Below are 21,610 nucleotides of genomic sequence, written 5' to 3' on the forward strand. Positions count from 1 at the left end.
ATACTCAGGTGTTCATGGAATCGAAGAATTCCGCGTTCGTCTTGGTTTGCTTGAGCTTCGAAATCAGGAATTCCACGGCATCCGTTGTGCCCATGGGATTCAGGATGCGGCGCAGGACAAATGTTTTTTGAAGATCGCCCTTTTCAATCAGCAGATCCTCTTTCCGGGTGCCCGACTTCAGGATGTCTATCGCCGGGAAGATTCGTTTGTCTGCAATCTTGCGATCAAGCACGATCTCGGAGTTGCCGGTGCCCTTGAATTCTTCAAAGATCACCTCGTCCATACGGCTTCCTGTGTCGATCAGTGCTGTGGAAATGATGGTGAGAGAGCCGCCTTCCTCAATATTGCGGGCGGCGCCAAAGAATCGCTTCGGTCTTTGCAGGGCGTTGGCATCCACGCCGCCAGTCAAAACCTTGCCCGACGATGGAACCACTGTGTTGAAAGCTCTACCAAGTCTTGTGATTGAATCGAGGAGAATAACAACATCTCGTTTATGCTCCACGAGCCGTTTTGCCTTTTCGATGACCATTTCGGATACGGCAACGTGGCGCGAGGCCGGCTCGTCAAAGGTCGAGGAAATCACCTCCCCTTTCACGCTGCGCTGCATGTCGGTCACTTCTTCCGGCCGCTCGTCGATCAGAAGAACGATAAGATAACACTCCGGATGGTTCGCCGCGATGCTATGCGCGATATTCTGCAACAGGACGGTTTTACCTGTCCGGGGCGGTGCCACGATAAGCGAGCGTTGACCCTTGCCGATGGGGGCGACCAGGTCGATGATCCGGGCAGACCGATCCTTGATCGTCGGATCCTCGATCTCCATCGTCATACGCTCATCTGGGTAAAGCGGGGTCAGGTTGTCGAACGCGATCTTATGACGTGCCTTTTCCGGTTCTTCGAAGTTGATCAGATTGACGCTCATCAACCCGAAATAACGCTCATTCTCTTCCGGCGCCTTGATGACACCATCAATGGTATCCCCCGTGCGCAGGGAATACTTGCGGATCATGTCGGGGGACACATAGATGTCATCCGGGCCGGGAAGATAGTTTGCCTCGGGTGACCGCAGGAAACCGAACCCGTCCTGAAGCACCTCAAGCACACCATCGCCCGAGACCTCCCAGCCTTCGTCCGCGCGCTCGCGGAGAATCTGGAACATCATCTCGCCCTTGCGCATGGTCGAGGCATTCTCGACATCGAGTTCCTCGGCCATGGAAAGAAGGTCTTTTGGGCTATGGGCCTTGAGATCGGCCAGAGTCAGTTTTTCAGCTGTCATGGGAGTATCCTGCATCCACCCGATAGGGGAGCGTGTTGTCGTTGCATGGAGAACACATGGCCCGGACGGGCCTGTTGGTTGCGGTTCCTAAAGAGAGTCCGCCGGAGAGTCAATCATATCAGAACCGGACAACCACTGATATCACGATCACGATCATCAGAAGGGTGGGCACCTCATTCATCATTCTCAGATTGCGCCCGGACATGTTGTTTTCATTCCGTTCGAATTTCTTCCGATGGATCATCAACCAGTGATGAAACCCTGTCATGGCGATGACCCCGGCCCCTTTCGTGTAGGGCCAGATCGCTGACCAATCGACGATGCCAGGGGTAAAGACCAACATGAGACCAGCAATCCATGTTGCGATGCTGGCCGGACCCATGATGTAGCGAAGAAGCCTGTACTCCATCACTTTCAGCGTGTCATCAAGCTGATCACCGGCTTGGGCGCGCTCTGCGTGATAGACAAAAAGGCGCGGGAGATAGAACAGGCCCGCCATCCAGCTCAGAACCGCCATGATGTGAAGAGATTTTGTCCAAGGGTAGAGTATCGCGAGCAGGTCGGTCATCGGCGTGATCCTTTCAGATCACCCTCTTAAATAAATATAGATATATAGAAAAGGATGATGATTAAGTAGGGGCATCCGTCGCGTGGGATTAGTGGATTATAGCTGAATCTTCCACAAGGTGCGTGATGATCTGACAAGTTTCCGGATATAATTGGGATGATCCTGAAAACATTGTTTTATTATTTAAAATCAATATATTACTACCTTAACACTACCAGAACAGTGGTGGATATGTCAGGGGATAACTGTGGAAAAAGGTGAGTTTGCCAGAGGCAGAGGTTTTCCCTGTCCACCGTGGACAAGTCCGGCAGTGTGGTAGCGAAACAGGCGATTGATCCGCAGCTTGTTATTCTGACCAGAATTTTACAGAAGGGGTACTTGAGATTTCGTTACCGCCATACACTGGGTTATCCACATGAGCAGGCCGCTCCTTCTTGCGTCGGGGTCCGAGATCAGGGCCCGGATGCTCACCAATGCTGCCGTTCCCTTCCGGGTCGAAAAGGCTCGGGTCGATGAAGAAATGATCAGGGCTGCGCTTCAGTCCGAGGACGCACACCCGCGCGATATTGCCGATGCGCTGGCAGAGTCAAAGGCGCGAAAGGTGAGCCACAGGAACCCCGGTAATCTGGTGCTTGGCTGCGATCAGGTGCTGGAATTCGAGGGTCGGGTTCTGGCCAAGCCGGAAAGCTTAGAGGATGCCCGCGAGCAGCTCACGGCAATGCGGGGTAAGCGACACCGCCTGCTTTCGGCCGCGGTGATCTACGAGGACGCGGAGCCGATATGGCGTCACGTGGGTGTTGTACGGATGCAGTTGCGCTCGATTTCCGATGACTATCTGGAGGACTATCTTGCCCGAAACTGGCAAAGTGCACGCCAGTCTGTCGGGGCGTACAAGCTGGAGGAGGAGGGCGTGCGACTTTTTGAGCGAGTGGAGGGGGACTATTTTACCGTGTTGGGGATGCCGCTTCTTGAGATATTGTCTTTCCTGACAGTTCGAGGGGATTTGAAATCATGACAGACGCGGCTCCGATTGCCGGGGTTATCGGCACACCGATAGGCCATTCGCGCTCACCGCATCTGCATGGTCACTGGCTCAGGAAATATGGAATTTCCGGGCATTATATTCCCCTGAACGTATCAACATCCGACCTTGGTGAGGTGATAGGTCTTCTTCCTCGGATCGGGTTCGTCGGGGTCAATGTCACGATTCCGCACAAAGAACGGGTGCTTGATTTTGCCGATATGGTAACAGATCGCGCTACGCTTATCGGGGCAGCAAACACGCTCATCTTTCGCAAGGATGGTAAAATCCATGCTGACAACACAGATGGCTATGGCTTCGTGGAGAACCTGCGTCAGAATGCGCCGAACTGGCAGCCGAAGTCCGGGCCAGCCGTAGTTCTGGGAGCGGGAGGCGCGGCGCGGGCGGTTGTCGCCTCGCTTCTCGACGTGGGAGTGCCGGAGATTCTCATCACCAACCGGACGCGCGTGCGCGCGGAAAAACTGCGAGAGGATTTTGGCACGCGGGTCATGGTGGTGGATTGGGTAAAGGCCGGAAACATCCTCGAGGATGGGATGACGGTGGTCAATACGACGTCACTGGGAATGACGGGAAAACCTGAACTACGGGTTCCCCTCGATGGATTAAGGAAAGAGGCGGTGGTGACAGATCTGGTCTACAGCCCGCTCAGAACCCACCTGTTGCAAGTGGCCGAAGAGATGGGCTGCACAGCGGTGGATGGACTTGGGATGTTGTTGCATCAGGCCGTGCCGGGATTTGAACGATGGTTCGGGGTTCGTCCCGAGGTGGATGCGGCCGCGAGAGAGGCCGCTCTCGAATGACGTTTCGGCTTGGCTTGACGGGTTCCATCGGGATGGGAAAGTCCACCACGGCAGCGCTCTTTGCCGATGCGGGTTGCGCCGTCTGGGATGCAGATGCGGCGGTGCATCGCCTCTATGCACCGGGTGGGGCCGCGGTGGAGCCGATGCGAGAGGTCTTCCCGGATGCCATTGACGAGGGCGGCGTTTCGAGGTCGCGGTTGAAAGATATAATCGCTGGCAATCCCGACGCCCTTCGCCAGATCGAAGAGATCGTTCATCCGCTTGTCGCGCAGGACCGAGCAGAGTTTGCCAAGACCGTGCAAAGCGACATCATCGTTTTTGATATACCGCTTCTCTTTGAAACCGGCGGTGACAAGGAAATGGACGGGGTGGTTTGTGTCTCCGCCCCGCCAGAGGTTCAGAAAGCGCGGGTTCTGGAACGTGGCACTATGACCGAGGCGGAGTTCGAGGCCATTCGAGCCAAACAGATGCCCGACGCAGAAAAACGCGCCCGCGCGGACCATGTTGTGATCACGGACACGATGGATCATGCTGCGTCGCAGGTGCAAGAGATCGTGGCGGAAATCAGGGCGGGGATGAAAGATGCGTGAAATCGTACTTGATACCGAAACGACGGGCTTCAACCCCGAAACCGGCGACCGAATCGTGGAGATCGGGGCGGTGGAACTTTATAACTACATGCCAACGGGGGAAACGTATCACCAGTATATCAATCCCAGGCGCGCGATGCCGCAAGGAGCGTTCGAAGTGCATGGGCTTGGGGATGAGTTTCTGGCCGACAAGCCGATATTTGCAGATATCGGCCAGAGCTTTCTGGATTTTATCGGGGATGCGAAGCTGGTAATTCACAACGCCAGTTTCGACATGAAGTTTCTCAATGCCGAACTGGAGTGGGTCAGGTTGCCTTTGATCCCGTTTGATCGAGCCATCGACACGCTGGCAATTGCGAAACAGAGGTTTCCGGGCTCTCCAGCTTCTCTGGATGCGCTGTGTCGCCGGTTCGGAATCGACAATGCCTCGCGCACGTTGCACGGGGCGTTGCTCGATTCCGAGATCCTGGCCGAGGTCTATCTTGAACTTATCGGAGGTCGGCAGCCGGATTTCGGCCTGTCGTCCGGTGGACGACGCGAACAGACAGCCGTGGATGTGAAACAGGATTGGCGGCCCAAGCCTCGAACGGCCCCTCTGCCCCCGCGCTTGACGGCGGAGGAAGAGGCGGCCCATGGCGAATTGGTGAATGAACTTGGCGATGGCGCGCTATGGCGCAGGTAAAGACGCCCCGCTAATGCGGGGCATCTGAGCCATCACGCGTCAGCAGTTTTTCCCGTCTCGTCAGTCTGAGCCTGACGGCGAGCCGCTTCCTGGCGGTAGAGCTGCATGAAGTCGATATTTTCCAGGTTCAGCGGCGGATAACCGCCATCGCGGGTGATGTCGCTGACAATCCGACGCAGGAACGGGAAGAGCATCCGCGGGCATTCAATCAGCAGAAAGGGATGAAGCTGGTCTTCCGGCACGCCTTCAATATGGAAGACGCCAACATAATCGAGCTCCATCAAAAAGAGCGCATCGCCGCTGTCTTTGGCCTTGGAGGTAATGTTCAGCTTGATCGCCACCTCATACTGGTTCTCCACCTGCCGTTTCTTGGCATCCAGGTTCACCTGAATCTGAACATCCGGCTGAACCTCACCGCTTGATCCCTTTTGCGACAACACGTTTTCAAAGGACAGATCACGGATGTACTGCGCGACCACATTCATCCGGAGCTGTGGTTGCTGGGCGGCCTTGTCGGCACCATTTTCAGTCTCTGCCATTGGTTCTCTCCCGAGGGGTAAAAATGCTTGATTGTTGGTTTAGCAGGAAGAATTGAGGGCCTCAATGCCTGGTCCACTCAGAGGGTGAATGGGTCGGTTTCTTTTTCGTGTCGACTTCTGTATACTGGCCTTCGATCACATCGTCGGCGGCGGGTCCGCGCGGTGTATCCGAGGGATGCGATCCCCGACCCATATTAAATCTCTCAACCCGGACACGTTTGCGCAGGTAGGCAAGTACAGCCAAACGCACTGGAGGGATCAGCAATGCAAAACCGATCGCGTCGGTGAAGAAGCCAGGTGTCAGGAGAAGGGCGCCGGAGACCAGTATCATCGCGCCGTGGGCAAGCGGCTCGGTCGGATCGTCAAGTTCATTAAGAGACCGGCGCAGTTTGTTGAGGGCGAGCGCGCCTTGGTTGCGGACCATCCAGGTGCCAACAATAGCTGTCACCACCACAACCGCGAGCGTCGGCCACAAACCGATGGCGCCCCCGACCTGAATGAAAAGAGCGATTTCGACAAGAGGCACAATGAGAAAGGCCAGAAAAAGCCACATGAACTGATTTCCTTTCGATCCAAGGGCGCGGTGGACTTGATCCCGCGCGTGTCCTACATAAGTCCGACAAACGCCCGTTTCCATGCCTGACAAGAGGTCCAGATGAATTCGCCCATTCTTCAGCTTCTGGTGCTGGCCGGCATCGCCGTGTTTCTGATCCTGCGCCTGAAAAGCGTACTGGGCAGCCGCGACGGTTATGAACCGCCGCGCCAAGCCGAGGGCCAAAGTGCCCGAAAAGGTCCCAATCTCGAAGTGATCGAGGGAGGACCTGACCGAGATATTACCGACCATGTGCCAGAGGCCAGCGAAAGCGCGAAGGCGCTTCAGGCGATGAAGGATGCAGAGCCCAGTTTCGGCGTGAGTGATTTTCTTCAAGGGGCGCGGGGCGCCTATGAAATGATTCTCATGGGGTTTGAAAAGGGAGACATGGAATCTATTCAGCCGTTCCTGGCCAAGGATGTCTACGAGTCCTTCGCTGAAGTTGTCGAGGCGCGCGAGAAAGAGGGACTGACGATCAAGGCAGAGTTCATCGGTGTGCGTGAATTATCCCTTCAAAGCGCCCGGTTCGATCCCGAGACCCAGGAGGGCGAGATCACAGTGAAGTTCGTCGGTGAACTGACCTATGTGGTGCGTGATCGTGAGGGTGAACTCGTGGAAGGCAGCGAAAGCCAGATCAAGCGGCAGAAGGACGTCTGGACCTTTGCCCGGACATTGGGGTCAGATGATCCGAACTGGCTGCTTGCTGCCACTGACGAATGACCCGGGCCCTGCGGGCCCTATTGGTTGCTGGCTTGACCCTGACAGGGGTCAAGGCCACCGCAGAGATGAATTACACAATCCTGTCGTTCGAAGCCCTGAATGGGTGGGCCAGTGACGACCATACAAAGGCTCTGGAGGTTTTTCAGAAAACCTGCCCTGATATGGACGCGCCTGATTGGCGATCTATCTGCGCTGCGGCGCGCGATTTTTCGGATGCACGCAAGTTTTTCGAGCTGCTCTTTCGTCCTGTTCTGATCGAGGATGGGAAAGAGGCTCTCTTTACCGGGTACTACGAACCCGAACTAGACGGGTCACGCACACCGTCGGAGCGATTCCGGTACCCAGTCTATCGTATGCCCCCTGAGGCACGGACGGCGCAAACATGGCTCAGCCGATCGGAAATCGAGACTGCGGGGATCATGGAGGGGCGCAGACTCGAGATTTGCTGGGTCGATGATCCTGTAGAGCTATTTTTCCTTCAGATTCAGGGATCGGGGCGTATTCGCTTGCCCGACGGAAGCTATTTGCGCGTGGGCTACGGCGGATCGAATGGTCATTCCTATCGCTCTGTCGGAGTTGAGCTGGTGCGGCGTGGAATCTACCGCAGCCATCAGGTCAGCGCGCAAGTGATCAAGAACTGGGTGCGGCGCAATCCGCTCAAGGGGTCGGAGCTTTTGCGTCACAATCCCTCCTATGTATTTTTCCGCGAAGTTTCGCAGGTACCTGCCGATGCCGGTCCACTGGGAGCGATGAACCGTTCGGTGACAGCCATGCGGTCGGTTGCGGTGGACCCGGAATTCGTTCCTCTGGGCGCGCCTGTGTGGATCGAGAAGGAGGGCGATGATCCAATGCGCCGGCTGATGGTGGCGCAGGATACCGGATCGGCCATCAAGGGGGCGCAACGGGCCGATATCTTCTTTGGTACCGGGGATGCAGCGGGTGGACGAGCCGGACGGCTTAAGGATGGGGGGCGCATGGTCGTGCTCTTGCCTATCCAGAGGGCCTATGCGCTCTTGCCGGGAGCGTTCTTGTGACGCGGCGCAAACTGACAGAAGACGAGGCCGCGCTCTGGCGAAAGGTGACAGAATCGGCAGAACGGCTTCAGTTCGAACGCAGGCGCACGGCGCCACATTTCGCGGAATCAAGATCCAAACCGGACCCGGCGCCGCGCACACCGCTTCAGACCTTTGAGATTGGCACCAAGTCACTCTCCGGCGCGTTTGGACATGACCTTTTGCCGGGAATTTCCGAACGGCTGGAGAAAAGTCCGGTGCAGATGGACCGCAAGGCGTTTGGAAAACTCAAGCGTGGTCGGTTGGTTCCGGAAGGCCGGATCGACCTGCACGGGATGACCCTTGAGCAGGCGCAACCGGCGTTGACGGGGTTCATTCTTCGCGCACAGGCAGCAGGAAAGCGGCTTGTTCTTGTGATCACCGGCAAGGGCAGAACACCGCGCGAAGACGGGCCAATCCCGATGAGGCGCGGCGCAATCAAGCATCAGGTGCCGCAGTGGCTTTCAATGCCGCCGGTCGCGGGTGTTGTGCTTCAGATCGTTGAAGCCCATCAGAAACACGGCGGAAGCGGCGCCTACTATGTATATCTGCGCAAGCGCTAAGCGGACCTCGCAGGCAGCAGCGGCATGGCATGCGAAACGCCGATCGCCATGATCGCCGTAGTGAAAAGGAAGTAGACGGCCGCGCCAAAGTATTGCACCTCCAGCCCGATTCCAAAGTCAATCAAACCGCCGGTCAGCCCCGGCCCGATCGCTGTTCCCAGCACCATGATGGCCGCCGCCACAGCCTTGATCGCGCCGATATTGCGGGTGCCGTAAAACTCTGCCCAGAACGCCGCCGTCAGCGTGGCGGTGGCGCCGGTATTTATGCCCATCAAGACAAGACCCGGCATCAGCCCTCCGGCCCCACCAGCTTGAGAAAACAGGAAGAAGGCCAATACCATCGGAAGCTGCGACCACGGAATAAGCCGACCTGTTCCCCAGCGATCCAGCGCCCAACCGGAAAATATCATAGACGCGACGGAGGTGGCAGAGAAGAGCGGAAAAAGTGCGACAAGCGCCACATGGGATACATCCTTTATCTCGGAGTAGTGCACCTGATGAAAGAAGAAGGATGTGTTGAAGGCCGACGGACCAAGCAGAGCGGGAACCATCATCCAGAAGAGCCAGTGACGCAGGGCATGTCCGCGGGTCCAGTGCAAACCGTTCATCCCGGCGACGCTTTCACCCTTGGCAAGGTTTGCTGGCGTCCGTTCCCTGCGTAAAAGCATGAGAAGGACCGGGATGCCCAGAAAGGCGACTCCGGAAGCCCCAACCCAGATCCAGCGCCAGTCAATCACCTTCATCAGCGATACAAACAGCAGAGGCAGCACGGCTTCGCCCAAGGTGAATCCCAGAATGGCGATCGAAAGCGCCCGCCCGCGTGTTGCCACGAACCAACGCGCCATGGCGACGACGGCAAGATGGCTGCTCATCCCCTGCCCGGTGAGACGCAAGCAAAAAATCGCGAACGGCAGCAACCAGGCCGCCGAAAGATTGGCCATGAAAAGACAGGAAACCCCAAGAAGAGCGAAAATTACCGCACCAATTGTCCGCACACGGAATTGATCGGTTAACGCACCGGACCAGATCATGACCGCGGCTGATGCCATTGTGCCGATGGAATAGACTCCGCCCCATTCCCCGTGGCTCAGATTAAAAGTCGAGCGAATCTCGCCCGCGAAAATCGAGATGAAAAAGGTCTGCCCAAAGCTCGATAGGAACGTCAGCAGCATTCCCGCCGCGAGCCACTGTGCGTTTTCGCGGAGGAAATTAAGAAGAGGCATGATCCATTGTTACCCGAAATGGTGCCGAGGGTAAGCAGGCCTATCAGCCTCTGGCGTGAACGGTAGCGTGCAAGCCATTCTCCGGAATCAAAGCACGTAACGGCTAATGTCTGTGGATCTTGTAAGCGCTCCGAGGTTGGCCTCGACAAAGGCGGCATCAACCGTGACCTCCTGACCGGCGCGGTCGGGTGCGTTGTAGCTCAGCTCTTCGAAGACACGCTCCATGATTGTGTAGAGACGGCGGGCGCCGATGTTTTCAATCGACTGATTCACGTCAGCAGCGATTTTTGCCAGCGCGGCGATGCCTTCATCTGTGAACGTCACATCAACCCCTTCCGTCGCCATCAGAGCGGAATACTGACGGGTCAGCGCATTATCGGTTTCCGTGAGGATACGGACAAAATCGCCTTCGGTCAGCGCGCGCAGCTCTACCCGAATTGGCAAGCGGCCCTGAAGCTCCGGCAACAGGTCCGAGGGCTTTGCAATGTGGAAGGCCCCCGACGCAATGAAAAGGATGTGATCGGTTTTGACCGGGCCGTGTTTGGTTGAAACGGTTGTACCTTCGATCAGTGGAAGAAGATCGCGCTGCACACCTTCGCGGCTGACATCTCCGCCTCGGGCATCCGACCGGGCGCAGACCTTGTCGATCTCGTCGAGGAATACAATACCATTCTGTTCCACGGATTCGAGTGCGTTGCGGGTCACAACCTCATCGTCCAGAAGCTTGTCGGCCTCTTCCCCGACCAGAATCGTGTAGCTTTCGGCCACGCTCATGTGCTTGCGTTCCGTCCTGCTGCCCATCGCCTTCCCGAAGAGGTCGCCGAGGTTGAGCATTCCCATCTGGCCACCAGACTGACCGGGAAGGTCAAACATCGGCAACGGGTTTGAGGTGTCGGCCACGTCCAAGTCTATCATGGTGTCGTCCAGTTCGCCGGACTTCAGCTTTTTGCGGAACATCTCTCTTGTGCCTTCGCGGGCATCCTCACCGGCGATAGCGGAGATGACCCGCTCCTCGGCATTCTTGTGGGCTTTTGTTTTCACCTCTTCACGCATCAACTCGCGGGTCATGCCGATGGCGCTGTCCATAAGATCGCGTATGATCTGCTCCACATCACGACCGACATAGCCGACCTCAGTGAATTTCGTCGCTTCGACCTTGACGAAGGGGGCCTTTGCCAAACGGGCAAGACGGCGGCTGATCTCTGTCTTGCCGACGCCGGTGGGACCGATCATCAGGATATTCTTCGGATATACCTCTTCGCGCAGATCGTCCGACAGCTGCCTGCGCCGCCAGCGACTGCGCAATGCCACGGCGACTGCGCGTTTCGCGTCCTTTTGGCCGATGATGAAGCGGTCCAGTTCGGACACAATTTCGCGAGGGGTGAGGTCGGTCATGTCGGTCCTTTCCGGGGCCGGATGTCTTGTCAGATACGCGCAAAAGCCTTCCAGGAGCTCTTATGCGCTGATCGTTTCAACGGTCAGGTTCCCATTGGTATAAACGCAGATGTCAGAGGCGATGGCCATTGCCTTGCGGGCGATCTCTTCGGCGTCAAGGTCGGCCTCCATCAAGCCGCGCGCTGCGGCGAGCGCGAAGTTGCCACCTGATCCGATGGCCGTCACGTTGTGCTCGGGTTCCAGCACATCGCCGGCGCCGGTGATAACAAACATCTGATCGCCGTCAGTCACGATAAGCATCGCCTCCAGCTTCTGCAGGTACTTGTCTGTGCGCCAGTCCTTTGCCAGCTCCACGCAGGCCCTTGCAAGTTGACCCGGGGTGGCCTCCAGCTTTGTTTCCAGTCGTTCCAGAAGGGCAAAGGCGTCCGCTGTAGACCCTGCAAAGCCCGCCACGACATCAAAGCCACCTGGGGAGAGGCGGCGCACCTTCCGGGCGGTGCCCTTGATCACCGTCTGGCCCAAACTCACCTGACCGTCGCCCGCGATGACCACTTTGCCGTTCTTCTTGACGCCGATAATCGTGGTGCCGTGCCAGCCAGGCAATTCTTCAGATGTCATCGGACTCTCCTTTGTCTTCGGCCCTATATGAGGGTCAAGCCATGCAGGCACAAGGGCGGCTTGTTTGCAACGTATCCCCGGCCTAGCGTGTGGTCCATGACCAGACCAAAGACCGTTCGTTTCCACCTGCCCGATGGCTTGCGACAAAGCGCTGAGGCCGGTCAGCACAATTTCATCTCCAAGTTGGCGATGGTACTTCAACGTTCCGGTTTTCGCGTGATCCATGACGACGAAAGACGCGCATCGCGCGAGGCTGGAGAATGGTCTGTTTTCCATATGAGGGAACCTTTTCCCGACCGTGCCGTAACGATCCGGCGCGCCTACTACTATCCCTTCTGGCAGATCGAGCGGACCGCCCAACGTTGGAATTGGGATGTCGCCAGATCAGCGTTCGATCCAAATGAGGTGCCGCGAGACGACGCCCAGAGGTTTTACCGCTTCTGGCAGAACCGCCTTTTCGGCGCGGCACCGAAAGCCACCTCACGCGAGGGGTTCATTTATGTTCCGCTTCAAGGGCGGCTGGCGGACCACCGATCATTTCAATCCTGCAGCCCGTTCGAAATGCTGGAACAGGTGCTGGAACGCGCGGGGGTCCGGCGCGTAGTCGCAACGCTTCATCCCAATGAAAGCTATTCGAAAGATGATCTGGATCGTCTCGATTCGATGGCCCGCAGGCACGGGAGCCTCTCGGTCTCCACAGCCGGGATGCAAGACCTTTTGCAGCGTTGCGATTTCGTGGTGACGCAGAATTCATCGGCTGCTTTTGCCGGGTATTTTTTCGGAAAACCATCGGTGCTTTATGCGCGGATTGATTTCCACCACATCGCCGCATCGGTTGAAAAACTGGGAACGTCCGGGGCATTTGACGCGGTGGAACAGATGCGACCGGATTATGCGGCCTACCTGTGGTGGTTTCTTCAACACATGTCGATCAATGCCGGTCGCCCAGACGCAGAGGACCGGATCGCCGTAAGGCTGGGAGGGTTTGGTTGGCCGGTATCATGAAAGAAGGCGCCCCGGGGGGCGCCTCGCTTGGAAACATCTTCGGCATTGGATCAAATCGAATCTTCAATCCAGCTTTGCAGAGCGGCCTTCGGCGCGGCGCCAGCTCGGTTCGAAATCACCTCGCCATCCTTGAAGATGAATAGCGCTGGAATGCCGCGCACGCCCATCGCCGCGGCAGTGTTGGGGTTGCTGTCCACATCAACCTTGGCAACCTTGAGCTTACCTTCCATCTCGGCCGAGATCTCTTCGAGAGCGGGGCCGATCTGCTTGCAGGGACCGCACCATTCAGCCCAGAAATCAACCACCACAGGAACGTCCGAATTTTTCACTTCGGCGTCAAAGGTGGCATCGGTGACTGCGACGGTTGCCATATTAGCATCTCCTGATTGGAATGTGAGTTGGTTTGAACCTATGTAGCGCGCCGCACGGCGTCAAGACGACAGTGCTTCTGCAAGAGCGTCGATGACGAGATCGTGTGGCAGCCGCATAAGCGTAGCGGAACGTGTCCAGAGAAAGGCAGTTTCCACGCCGTGGTCGGGATAGACCTGTTTAAGCGCATGCGCATAGGCACCCATCTGGCGCAACAGGGCGTCCGGCACCTGATGCGGCGTCGAAGGGACAAGGGTGTTCGTCTTGAAATCCACCGCGAGCACATGGTGGTCCGACAGGATCAGGCGGTCAACCACACCGTGAATTCGTTTCTGGCCAATATTGGCGGTCACCGGCACCTCGGCAAGTGTTCTGGGGGCGAACAGCCAGGCCAGATCTGCATTGCCCAATACCGCCGACGTCTCTGACAGAAGCGCGGGTATGTCGGCCCTTTCTCCAAGCAGGTTGTTTGCAATCCGGGGCCAGTCGGCAGGCGGATGGGCAGGCAGGTGCTCCAGCAGAAGATGTATCCGACTACCCCGTGCCTTTGCAGCCTCTTCATCGAGGCTGTCATCGCCCGCGAGCCCCTTCGCGCCGCCCAGATCAGAAGGATTGAGCGTGTCGTTTGGTGCGGGCGGTTCCGGAGCGGGGCGGCGCAGATAGTCAGGCAGCTTTGATGGTGCGGTCTCTGGCTGCGGCGGAGTGCCATCCGAAGTTGCCGGACCGTTCCATTCACCATGTGTGAAACGCAATCCTTCGCCCGTCGGGAACCCATGGTGTTCAGCACCGACCGCGCGCATCGCCTGTTCCACGATGCTGTACCAGCTCTCGCCCTCCTTATCGGTATCACCGGCGGCAGCCACGATCAGCCACTTTTCAGCGCGGGTCATCGCCACATAGAGAAGACGCAGGCGCTCGCGATGCTGGGCCTGCATCATATCCTCGCGTCGTGTGGAGAGTTGCCGGGGCAGGCTGTCCTTGCCCGCATTCCAAAAGGGAGTTCCGTTGACGATCAGGATCTGATCCTTGAACTGGACCTCGCGGTTGGCGGTGTCGGGAAGAATGACAACAGGCGCTTCAAGCCCTTTGGAGCCATGCACGGTCATCACCCGAATCTGATCGCCCGCATTGTCGAGTTGCCGCTTGATCTCAAGCCCGTCGGTTTCCATCCAGACCAGAAACCCGGTCAGACTTGGAATGGCGCTGCGTTCATAGGAAAGGGCCTGCCCGAGAAGCGCATCAATGCCGTCCTCCGCCTCTTGTCCCAGACGTGCAAGAAGACGGCGCCGTCCGTCATGTCGAGTCAGGATGCGTTCAATAAGGTCGAAGGGGCGCAGAAAATCGGTCCGGTCCAAGAGATCGCGCAAGATCTCCATGGTTTCGGGAAATTCCTCCCCGCGTTTGCGAAGCGCCTGCCAGAGGTGGCGGGAGGTCCGGCTATGAGCGAGATCGAAAAGTGCCTGTTCGTCCCAACCGAACAACGGTGATCGGAGCGCGCAGGCCAGCGAAAGGCTGTCTTCGGGTGTGGCCATGAACGACAGCAACGCCCCAAGATCGCGCACGGCCATTTCTGCCCCGACCTTGAGCCTGTCGGCGCCCGCGATCGGGAGGCCCTCGGACTTGCAGGCGCTGATCAACTCATGAAACAGCTCGGACCGGCGCTGCACGAGGATCATCACGTCTCCGGCTCGCACAGGCCGCAGGACGTGACGCCCATCTGGGCCCTTGTCCTCACTGGGAATCAGTTCCTTGTCATCTATCATGTGACGGATCTGTCCAGCGATCTTGCGCGCGAGCAGGACGGCGTGATGCGTATCGCCCCGTCGATCAACCGGATCGAACCATTCGCCATGCTCTGTTCCTTCCGCCTTTGGAAGAGAAGGCCAAAGATCGACCCGACCGGGCAAACCGGGGTGAAAGGCGCGGTGGTTCATATCTTGCGGAAAACCGGCCTGCACGCTTGATTCAAAACAGTGATCGACAAGTCGCAGGATAGCCTCGGACGAGCGGAAGGAATGGGAGAGTTCGCGGTTGTTGAGCCTCTCGCCTGCCGCAGTCAAACGGTGATCGAACTCCGCACGCATCCTGTCGAATTCCGTCGGGTCCGCACCCTGAAAGCTGTAGATCGACTGTTTCTTATCGCCAACGACGAAAATTGTGCGCTTCACATCGCTGCGCGCGCCGTGCCCTGCGGTAAACTCCTGTGCCAGGCGTTCGATGACCTGCCACTGGTCGGGACTGGTATCCTGCGCCTCGTCCACGAGGATATGATCAATCCCGCCGTCGAGCCGGTAAAGCACCCATTGTGCGACGGCCGGAGCGCTGAGCAGAGCGCGTGCCCGCTGGATCAGGTCGTCGAAATCGAGCCAGCCGCGCTGTTGCTTGCGGCGCTCATAGTGGTGAAGGAATCTCCGAGCGAAACTGACAAGAACCTTCGACTGTCGGATCGCCTCCAGAGTAGTGAGAAATTGCTTTGCTTCTGCCACACGGTCCATGAAGGCGTGTAGAGCCGAGGAGATGGGGGCCACCGCCTCAACCGCTGTCTTGTGGTTGCTTTGCGGGAAATTGACAGATTTCGACTCCCACTTCTCGTGGTGGCCCTTTTGGCTCGACTGATAGAGAAACAGCGAAAAGAGCGTTTCAAGGTCGTCAAAACTCGGCGCGGTTGGATCAATCGCGGCAAGTTGGTCAGCCATCTTTGGATAGGTCTTGCCCGCAACGCCGCGAAGGGCAGGCAGGAGTTCCGCCCAAAGCGCCTGTTCGGTCCCGTCAAAGGCTATGTCGAACACGTCTTCTTTCCGGGCGTCCGGGGAGATACCAAGGGACGCGGGCATATCTCTTTGCACGTCGCAGGCCCGCACCGCAGGGGCACATCTTACGATTTCGGAGGTGAGCTTGCCGAAATCCTCCGCCGTGAGAAGCCGAGCCATGTCAAGGACCAGAGGCGCATCCTCACCCTCGGCCATTTCATCCATGATTTCCTCGCGCAAGAGGGTTGCGGCGCGGTCCTCCATCTCCGTGAACAATGGAGACACACCGGCTTCAAGGGGGAAGCGGCGCAGTAGCGCGGCACAGAAGGAATGGATGGTCTGGATCTTAAGCCCGCCGGGTGTTTCAATGGCGCGTGCAAACAATGTCCGTGCATCGCGGAGCCGATCACCGACGATCGGGCCCTCGATGCCCAGATCGAACAGTTCATGGCGCAGCGCGTCGTCGTCGCGCATTGCCCAGTCACCCAGCCTCCTGAAAAGCCGGTTCTGCATCTCGCTGGCTGCGGCCTTGGTGTACGTGAGGCACAGGATGTGCTGCGGTTGCACGCCATCAAGCAGAAGCCGCGCAACACGGTCGGTCAATACGCGGGTCTTGCCTGACCCGGCATTCGCCGAAAGCCAGGTGGAGACAGATGGCCGTGCCGCGATGACCTGATTTTCGGTGGCGTCGTCGCGTGGTGTCATCGCAGCGTCTCCGGCATGGAAGGGTCGGCAGCTTCCCATTCGCCAAACCGGGCGAGTTGATCATAATCACCCTTGTCGCTGTCCTTTTCCATCGCGCGACGGGAGGTGAAGCCCTGATCGGGTTGGAGGTAGGCCGCGATCAGGTGCTGAAACTCCGCCCAGACCGTCTCTGTCGGAATCGTGTCCAGCGGTGCGGGCACGTCCTTGGGGGCGGTACCAAGACCGATATAGACGGCGCGGGCGACGGGTGCGGGGTCTATCCCGTCGAACGCGCCCTGTTCCGCCATCGCGGCCTCCAGCAGCAATTGCTTGTCAAACGCCTTCTGCTGAGCCTTGGTGGGCGGGTTGCCAGTCTTGTAGTCGTAGATGATGAGGCGGCCAGAGTGATCACGGTCAATTCTGTCGGCCTTGGCTGTCAGTGTGAACCCAAGCGAGTCGATGACCGCTCTGGCGCCCTGTTCATAGGCGATAGGGGTTGCTTCGGCTTGCCGTGCGATCTCTGTATCGACGAAATGCCGGGAGACCCGTTCAATCCGGGCCTTCCAGAGCGCTCTCGCCGATGGCCATGGGACGTTTTCGGCGAGAACCTTGTCCGAGAGATCGACCAAAGCCATCTGAGTAAGGCGGTCGGGGTCATCGGTACCCTGCCTGACGAACCGTTCCAACAGGTCGTGCACGACGATTCCCCGTAAAAGCGCATCGGGCGTCTTGAGCAGCGGGTCGAGAGGTTTGAGCCGGAGCACCTCGCGTGCATAGATGGCGTAGGGATCGCGGATCAGTCGCTTGATTGCGGTGACCGACAGCTTTCTTGGGCGTGCCGCGATGGGCGGGCAGGGCGAGGGACGTTTGACCGCGGGAACATCATCTGCCTTCTCAAGTGTATTTGCATGATCCAGCCAGACTTGGCCGCGATCGCGCATATCCTCAAGCGCCCTTGCCCCCCCCTGTTGTGGCAATCCGTTCATCAGGTTGCATAGCCGGTTGAGCCAGCGCGACGGTACGGTTTCGGCATCTTCCGACCGGATCGACCGGGTGAGCCAGACCTCTTGCGCACCGATAGCCTGTTGAAAATCATGCGCCGCCAGTCCAATTCGCCGTTCCGGCAGAAGCAGTCCGGCCCTGTCCCGCATGGCGCGGTTGAGCCATGGGTCCGGTGGGGTAGATTCCGGCCAACCGCCTTCGTTGAGACCGCCCAGGATGACCAGATCGGCCCCCTGCACACGAGCCTCCAACGTGCCCCAGATCAGGATGCGCGGGTGCGGCGCGTCGCGGTCGCGCACCTCTCCTCCCGAGAGGACAGCGCCCAGTAGATCGGTAAAATCGGCGGCATTGAGTTCACCGGCGTAGGCGGCATTCTCGCGAAGCGCGGTCATCACCTCCTGGGCTTCGCGACCGGCGCCTTCCTGCCAAAGCTCACAGGGCCCGTCTCCTCCTGCGCCCGCAATGCGTTCGGACAGGGCCAGAAGCTGATCAACGCGCATCTCCAGCGAAACTGCGGCCGGCTCCTGCCGGTCGCAGAAACAGGACGCGACCCATTCAGCCCAGTTTTCGGAGCCGTCATCGCGTTCTGCTGCCCATGTGATGAGAGACTCGGGCCGGGGATAGATCCACCCCTTTCTCCGGATTGTCAGCTCCAGCTCACGGGTCAGACGCAGATGCTCTCCCCGACCGCCCCCGGAATGGGTGAGCGGATGCTTGAGCAGAGTCAGAAGTGTCTCGGAGGTCAGTTTTCTTTGAAACAATGCGGCGACATGGCGCAGAAAGCGCCCCGGCGGGGTTAGGTGCAACGGTGTTCCGGCACTGTCATCGGGCAGGATGTTCCAGCGGTCCAATGCGGCAGAGACTTGCCGGGTCAGCATTCGGTCCGGGGTGATCAACGCTGCGACCTGACCCTCTTCGGCAGCCTTGCGAAGACGCATCGCTATGGAAAGCGCCTCAATGCGCATCGATGGGGCTTCAAGCAGCGTGACATTCTGTGCCGCCGGCGACAAATCCCCCAGTGAGGGCCCTTCTTCGAGCCATTGATCGGTAACCGGCGCAGGCCGCAGGGCAAGCGAGATGAGCCTGTTTCGCGCAGGGTTCGGCGGCTCTTTAACGGTCCACGGGCGCACATCTCCAGGGTCCATGTCTAGCACGTCCAGGAGTTTGCGAAAACAGTATTGCGGATGATCCTCGCCCTGAAGAGCGTCGGATAGGCGATCCCATACTGATCCGGGCATGTCGAAATCGAAACCGGGCAGAATCAACGCGCCCTGCGGCAGTCGCGCCACCGCCTGCATCAAGAGGGCGGTTGTGCCCCGCGACCCGGTGGAGCCCGCCACGATCACCGGATCTTGTGGCGGGGCGTCCTGCCAATGCGCTATCAATCGCTCGACGGCGCGACGTTGTCGTGTTTCCGGATCTGGTGCAGTCTCGAAGCGATCCAGAAACTCCCGCACGATGCCAAAGAACTTCTGTGCGCGCGCCCAATGCCCGGACTGATCGGACACATCAAGGGTTGCAATGACTTCGGGCGCTACACCCTCGCCGCTCATCTCTCCCATGAGTGCGGCGAGACTGTCCGCCAGATCGAAAAGCGAGGTGCGCGGGGCAAGATCCGGCTCTTTCTCCAGCAGGAGTGCGATCAGCTGAACAAGCTCGAATCGGCGGCGGAGTGGATGGATCGGTGGCGGCAGATCGGCGGCATGTGCCCCTTGTGCCAGATCACCGAGAAGGCGGATTTTTGGCAACAGCATTGGTGGTCCGTTGTCGAACAGGCCCCGCAGGCGCCGGCGCATGCGTTGCGTGTTCACAATGACTTCTGTCCGCGCCATCGCTTCCGGGGCTCGGTCGGCCATGCGTGTCCGAAGCCCGGCGATCAACTCTGCAGGAAAATCTGCCCCGGGAGGCAGGGCAAAAACGCGTGGCGCGTCGGTATCGTCAAACATCAGGCGCCTCCAGCAGGGTTTCTGCCAATCTGATTCCGTCGGGGCGGCCCACATCACACCAGCGCCCGGGATAGGTCAGCCCGAAAAGACGACCCTCTGTCTCCATCCGGTTCCAGAGCAGGTTGAGAGAGAAGCTGCGTTCGGGAATGTCACGCAGGCTGTCCGTCCTGATGATCTGGATACCGCCATAAATCACCCCCGGCCCACGGCGCAGGCGACCATCCTGTCCGAGCAGGAAATCTCCCTGCCCCTGATGGCCAACCGCCGAGGCGGGTTCGACACAAAGCAGAAACGCATCCATACGATCAGGCTCCCATGCTGTGCGTAGCAGTTCAAAGGGGTTCGGCCCCTGCCAGATCGCATCGGTATTCGCAGTATAGACCGGCTCTGCTCCGAGCAGCGGCAGTGCGGCGAGTAGCCCGCCCCCGGTGTCGAGAATATCGGGATGCTCACGGCTCAACCGCACGTCCTTTGGCGCGAGGTGACGTTCCAGAACTTCAGGCAGATAATGCAGATTTGCGACAATCACCCGAGGCTCAACCTGTTTTGCAAGTTCGAGAGTATGGTCAATCAACGGTCGCCCACCCACCGGAATCATCGGCTTGGGTCGCGTGGCGGTGAGCGGGCCCATCCGAGTGCCGAACCCCGCTGCGAACAGCATTATGGCGTCGGGATCGTGGCGCATTGATTTTTCAAGCTGGTCAGAATGGAGTCTGTTGGTGCGGGCAGCTCCCGGCGGACGGTTTCGGCTATCGGATGAAGGGCGGGATGGGCAAGGTCTCGCTCCAGCAGGTTCCAGACGCGGGGTATCAGATTAACGTAGTGTGGCTTGCCGGATTGAAGCGAGAGGCGCGCGAATACCCCCAGAATGCGGAGGTTCCGCTGGGCACCCAGAACGTGATAGGCGGCCAGAAAAGCATCCCGGTCCACGCCGCATCGCGATATGTAGCGATCTGTCATCTCGGCCTCTGTCTCTCTTGGTACGTCGCGGCGGGCATCTTGCAGAAGCGACACGAGATCATAGGCGCGATGTCCAATCATGGCATCCTGAAAGTCCAGAAGTCCGACCCGCGCCACACCGCTACGGTCAGGCAGCCAGATCAGATTCTCCGCATGGTAGTCGCGCTGAATGAGTACATCCGCCTGCCCTGCATGCTGATCGAGAAGCGGATAGAAGGCCGCCTCAAAGGCCTGCGCCTGATCCTCGAAGACAAGCCCTGCCGCTCGTCGATACCAGCGCCATGCCAACGCGGCCATGCGTGACATCAACATCGGATCATAAACCTCAAGATTCTCTGGCGGATCCGCGCGGTGCAGATCCGCAAGCAGGTCCGTCGCGGCCTCGTAGAGGGGGCGTTCCAGTGCCGGGTTCCGAGCAACGACGCGGACAAAGAGGGCATCGCCCAAATCTTCGAGCAGAAGAAGCCCATTTTCATCGTCTTCGGCCAGAATATCGGGAGCGGAGAGCCCGAGTGCGCGCAAGTACCGGGAGATCCGGGCAAAAGGGCGAACGTCTTCGCCGCGTTCGGATGGTGCATCCATCAATACCGCCTGCCGTCCGTCCGCATGGCGTAACCTCTCATAGCGGCGGTTTGAGGCGTCTCCAGCCAAGGATTCACGTGTTGCTGTATCCCAGCCGGCCCGCGTCAGGAAAGAAGTTGTTTTCGCAACGCGATCAGTCATGAATCAGAATATCCTGCAATGTGTCCCAGCGTGGCGACGACCAGCTCAGGGTCAGGGCGCGGGCGCCTTCGGATTGAAGCATCGAAAAATCGAACCAAAGTGACCTGTCCGGGGCGAGACCGGAAAGCCGGTCAGGCCACTCGACCAGGCAAAGGCAATCCGCAAAGGCGTCAATCAGTCCAAGCTCTTCAATCTCGGCGGGGTCGGAGAGACGATAGAGGTCTGCGTGCCAGATCTCACCCTTCAATCCATCATAGGTTTGTACAAGGGTAAAGGTCGGTGAAGGAACGTCCTCCGGCTCAGCCAGAAGAGACCGTATCAGGCAGCGCGCAAAATGGGTCTTTCCCGCCCCGATTCCCCCCTGCAACAGGAGAACGTCTCCCGCACCGACACATGCGCCGAGCCGACGGGCAAGTGCGCAGGTCTGTTCGGGAGAGGAAAGGGTAAGCTGAAGCGTTCGGGTGGGCATGAGGCAACTCTACTATCCCTGCCCGCCCCTGCAAGCGCGATC

Annotated in this window: 21 protein-coding genes; 8 read left to right on the forward strand and 13 right to left on the reverse strand. The window is 58.6% G+C overall.

Annotated features, from left to right (window positions below; all coding sequences use genetic code 11):
- Positions 1–4: 4 nt before the first annotated feature.
- Positions 5–1,276, reverse strand: a complete 1,272-nt coding sequence (gene rho / locus BMW66_RS01760; RefSeq protein WP_093114902.1) for a transcription termination factor Rho — start codon at positions 1,274–1,276, stop codon at positions 5–7.
- A 118-nt stretch (positions 1,277–1,394) separates the two neighbouring features.
- The gene (locus tag BMW66_RS01765) at positions 1,395–1,844 is read right to left on the reverse strand and encodes a CopD family protein (RefSeq protein ID WP_093114903.1); all 450 of its coding nucleotides are present in this window, start codon (positions 1,842–1,844) and stop codon (positions 1,395–1,397) included.
- A gap of 415 nt (positions 1,845–2,259) precedes the next feature.
- Between BMW66_RS01765 and BMW66_RS01770 the strand changes: the two genes are divergently transcribed.
- From BMW66_RS01770 to dnaQ, 4 genes are read left to right on the forward strand one after another with little or no spacing between them, the layout of a single operon-like run.
- Positions 2,260–2,859: a Maf family protein gene (locus BMW66_RS01770; protein WP_093114904.1), complete on the forward strand. Its 600-nt coding sequence runs from the start codon at positions 2,260–2,262 to the stop codon at positions 2,857–2,859.
- Positions 2,856–3,686 carry a shikimate dehydrogenase gene (locus BMW66_RS01775; protein WP_093114905.1) on the forward strand — a complete coding sequence of 277 codons (831 nt, stop codon included), beginning with the start codon at positions 2,856–2,858 and terminating at the stop codon, positions 3,684–3,686. The genes BMW66_RS01770 and BMW66_RS01775 overlap by 4 nt, the downstream gene beginning before the upstream one ends.
- On the forward strand, positions 3,683–4,276 hold the full coding sequence (gene coaE, locus BMW66_RS01780; RefSeq protein WP_093114906.1) for a dephospho-CoA kinase: 594 nt from the start codon (positions 3,683–3,685) through the stop codon (positions 4,274–4,276). Before BMW66_RS01775 ends, coaE begins: the two co-directional genes overlap by 4 nt.
- Positions 4,269–4,958 (forward strand): DNA polymerase III subunit epsilon, encoded by a 690-nt coding sequence (gene dnaQ, locus BMW66_RS01785; protein ID WP_093114907.1) that lies wholly within the window; start codon positions 4,269–4,271, stop codon positions 4,956–4,958. Before coaE ends, dnaQ begins: the two co-directional genes overlap by 8 nt.
- A gap of 32 nt (positions 4,959–4,990) precedes the next feature.
- Here dnaQ and secB read toward each other — a convergent pair whose 3' ends face one another.
- Together secB and BMW66_RS01795 are read right to left on the reverse strand one after the other, a co-directional pair.
- Positions 4,991–5,497, reverse strand: a complete 507-nt coding sequence (gene secB, locus BMW66_RS01790; protein WP_093114908.1) for a protein-export chaperone SecB — start codon at positions 5,495–5,497, stop codon at positions 4,991–4,993.
- Positions 5,498–5,558: 61 nt separating this feature from the next.
- Complete coding sequence (locus BMW66_RS01795) at positions 5,559–6,050, reverse strand: FxsA family protein (protein ID WP_093114909.1); 492 nt, start codon at positions 6,048–6,050, stop codon at positions 5,559–5,561.
- Positions 6,051–6,152: 102 nt separating this feature from the next.
- On the opposite strand from BMW66_RS01795, the gene BMW66_RS01800 reads away from it, so the two are divergent.
- The 3 genes from BMW66_RS01800 to BMW66_RS01810 are packed head-to-tail and all read left to right on the forward strand — an operon-like array spanning position 6,153 to position 8,424.
- A complete protein-coding gene (locus tag BMW66_RS01800) occupies positions 6,153–6,809 on the forward strand; it encodes a Tim44/TimA family putative adaptor protein (RefSeq protein ID WP_093114910.1) in 657 nt (218 codons plus the stop codon).
- Positions 6,806–7,843, forward strand: a complete 1,038-nt coding sequence (gene mltA / locus BMW66_RS01805; protein WP_093114911.1) for a murein transglycosylase A — start codon at positions 6,806–6,808, stop codon at positions 7,841–7,843. Before BMW66_RS01800 ends, mltA begins: the two co-directional genes overlap by 4 nt.
- A complete protein-coding gene (locus BMW66_RS01810; RefSeq protein ID WP_093114912.1) occupies positions 7,840–8,424 on the forward strand; it encodes a Smr/MutS family protein in 585 nt (194 codons plus the stop codon). The genes mltA and BMW66_RS01810 overlap by 4 nt, the downstream gene beginning before the upstream one ends.
- Here the strand turns inward: BMW66_RS01810 and BMW66_RS01815 are convergent.
- From BMW66_RS01815 to hslV, 3 genes are all read right to left on the reverse strand, one after another.
- Positions 8,421–9,647 (reverse strand): MFS transporter, encoded by a 1,227-nt coding sequence (locus BMW66_RS01815; protein WP_093114913.1) that lies wholly within the window; start codon positions 9,645–9,647, stop codon positions 8,421–8,423. The genes BMW66_RS01810 and BMW66_RS01815 overlap by 4 nt on opposite strands.
- Positions 9,648–9,734: 87 nt before the next feature.
- The gene (gene hslU, locus BMW66_RS01820; protein ID WP_093114914.1) at positions 9,735–11,042 is read right to left on the reverse strand and encodes an ATP-dependent protease ATPase subunit HslU; all 1,308 of its coding nucleotides are present in this window, start codon (positions 11,040–11,042) and stop codon (positions 9,735–9,737) included.
- Between the two features lie 60 nt (positions 11,043–11,102).
- Positions 11,103–11,660, reverse strand: a complete 558-nt coding sequence (hslV, locus tag BMW66_RS01825; protein WP_093114915.1) for an ATP-dependent protease subunit HslV — start codon at positions 11,658–11,660, stop codon at positions 11,103–11,105.
- A gap of 27 nt (positions 11,661–11,687) precedes the next feature.
- On the opposite strand from hslV, the gene BMW66_RS01830 reads away from it, so the two are divergent.
- The gene (locus tag BMW66_RS01830; protein ID WP_245729286.1) at positions 11,688–12,665 is read left to right on the forward strand and encodes a hypothetical protein; all 978 of its coding nucleotides are present in this window, start codon (positions 11,688–11,690) and stop codon (positions 12,663–12,665) included.
- Positions 12,666–12,715: 50 nt separating this feature from the next.
- Here BMW66_RS01830 and trxA read toward each other — a convergent pair whose 3' ends face one another.
- Genes trxA through tsaE form a run of 6 tightly spaced genes read right to left on the reverse strand, consistent with a single transcriptional unit; the run spans position 12,716 to position 21,568 of the window.
- Positions 12,716–13,036 carry a thioredoxin gene (trxA, locus tag BMW66_RS01835; protein ID WP_093114916.1) on the reverse strand — a complete coding sequence of 107 codons (321 nt, stop codon included), beginning with the start codon at positions 13,034–13,036 and terminating at the stop codon, positions 12,716–12,718.
- 60 nt (positions 13,037–13,096) lie between these two features.
- Positions 13,097–16,489: a double-strand break repair helicase AddA gene (gene addA / locus BMW66_RS01840; RefSeq protein ID WP_093114917.1), complete on the reverse strand. Its 3,393-nt coding sequence runs from the start codon at positions 16,487–16,489 to the stop codon at positions 13,097–13,099.
- On the reverse strand, positions 16,486–19,416 hold the full coding sequence (gene addB / locus BMW66_RS01845; RefSeq protein WP_093114918.1) for a double-strand break repair protein AddB: 2,931 nt from the start codon (positions 19,414–19,416) through the stop codon (positions 16,486–16,488). The genes addA and addB overlap by 4 nt, the downstream gene beginning before the upstream one ends.
- Positions 19,409–20,101, reverse strand: coding sequence for a nucleotidyltransferase family protein (locus BMW66_RS01850; protein ID WP_093114919.1), 693 nt, complete (start codon positions 20,099–20,101; stop codon positions 19,409–19,411). Before BMW66_RS01850 ends, addB begins: the two co-directional genes overlap by 8 nt.
- Positions 20,077–21,099: an aminoglycoside phosphotransferase family protein gene (locus BMW66_RS01855; protein ID WP_093114920.1), complete on the reverse strand. Its 1,023-nt coding sequence runs from the start codon at positions 21,097–21,099 to the stop codon at positions 20,077–20,079. The genes BMW66_RS01850 and BMW66_RS01855 overlap by 25 nt, the downstream gene beginning before the upstream one ends.
- Positions 21,092–21,568 carry a tRNA (adenosine(37)-N6)-threonylcarbamoyltransferase complex ATPase subunit type 1 TsaE gene (gene tsaE, locus BMW66_RS01860; RefSeq protein ID WP_093114921.1) on the reverse strand — a complete coding sequence of 159 codons (477 nt, stop codon included), beginning with the start codon at positions 21,566–21,568 and terminating at the stop codon, positions 21,092–21,094. The genes BMW66_RS01855 and tsaE overlap by 8 nt, the downstream gene beginning before the upstream one ends.
- Between the last annotated feature and the right edge of the window lie 42 nt (positions 21,569–21,610).

It is taken from the genome of Salinihabitans flavidus (assembly GCF_900110425.1).
Lineage (GTDB): Bacteria > Pseudomonadota > Alphaproteobacteria > Rhodobacterales > Rhodobacteraceae > Salinihabitans > Salinihabitans flavidus.

Coding starts and splice junctions, on each gene's coding strand:
- addB (WP_093114918.1), bottom strand. CDS start 19,416: ATGTTTGACGATACCGACGCGCCACGCGTTTTTGCCCTGCCTCCCGGG.
- BMW66_RS01795 (WP_093114909.1), bottom strand. CDS start 6,050: ATGTGGCTTTTTCTGGCCTTTCTCATTGTGCCTCTTGTCGAAATCGCT.
- tsaE (WP_093114921.1), bottom strand. CDS start 21,568: ATGCCCACCCGAACGCTTCAGCTTACCCTTTCCTCTCCCGAACAGACC.
- dnaQ (WP_093114907.1), top strand. CDS start 4,269: ATGCGTGAAATCGTACTTGATACCGAAACGACGGGCTTCAACCCCGAA.
- BMW66_RS01830 (WP_245729286.1), top strand. CDS start 11,688: ATGAGGGTCAAGCCATGCAGGCACAAGGGCGGCTTGTTTGCAACGTAT.
- hslV (WP_093114915.1), bottom strand. CDS start 11,660: ATGACATCTGAAGAATTGCCTGGCTGGCACGGCACCACGATTATCGGC.
- BMW66_RS01815 (WP_093114913.1), bottom strand. CDS start 9,647: ATGCCTCTTCTTAATTTCCTCCGCGAAAACGCACAGTGGCTCGCGGCG.
- BMW66_RS01850 (WP_093114919.1), bottom strand. CDS start 20,101: ATGCGCCACGATCCCGACGCCATAATGCTGTTCGCAGCGGGGTTCGGC.
- trxA (WP_093114916.1), bottom strand. CDS start 13,036: ATGGCAACCGTCGCAGTCACCGATGCCACCTTTGACGCCGAAGTGAAA.
- rho (WP_093114902.1), bottom strand. CDS start 1,276: ATGACAGCTGAAAAACTGACTCTGGCCGATCTCAAGGCCCATAGCCCA.
- hslU (WP_093114914.1), bottom strand. CDS start 11,042: ATGACCGACCTCACCCCTCGCGAAATTGTGTCCGAACTGGACCGCTTC.
- BMW66_RS01770 (WP_093114904.1), top strand. CDS start 2,260: ATGAGCAGGCCGCTCCTTCTTGCGTCGGGGTCCGAGATCAGGGCCCGG.
- BMW66_RS01765 (WP_093114903.1), bottom strand. CDS start 1,844: ATGACCGACCTGCTCGCGATACTCTACCCTTGGACAAAATCTCTTCAC.
- addA (WP_093114917.1), bottom strand. CDS start 16,489: ATGACACCACGCGACGACGCCACCGAAAATCAGGTCATCGCGGCACGG.
- secB (WP_093114908.1), bottom strand. CDS start 5,497: ATGGCAGAGACTGAAAATGGTGCCGACAAGGCCGCCCAGCAACCACAG.
- BMW66_RS01855 (WP_093114920.1), bottom strand. CDS start 21,099: ATGACTGATCGCGTTGCGAAAACAACTTCTTTCCTGACGCGGGCCGGC.
- BMW66_RS01775 (WP_093114905.1), top strand. CDS start 2,856: ATGACAGACGCGGCTCCGATTGCCGGGGTTATCGGCACACCGATAGGC.
- coaE (WP_093114906.1), top strand. CDS start 3,683: ATGACGTTTCGGCTTGGCTTGACGGGTTCCATCGGGATGGGAAAGTCC.
- mltA (WP_093114911.1), top strand. CDS start 6,806: ATGACCCGGGCCCTGCGGGCCCTATTGGTTGCTGGCTTGACCCTGACA.
- BMW66_RS01800 (WP_093114910.1), top strand. CDS start 6,153: ATGAATTCGCCCATTCTTCAGCTTCTGGTGCTGGCCGGCATCGCCGTG.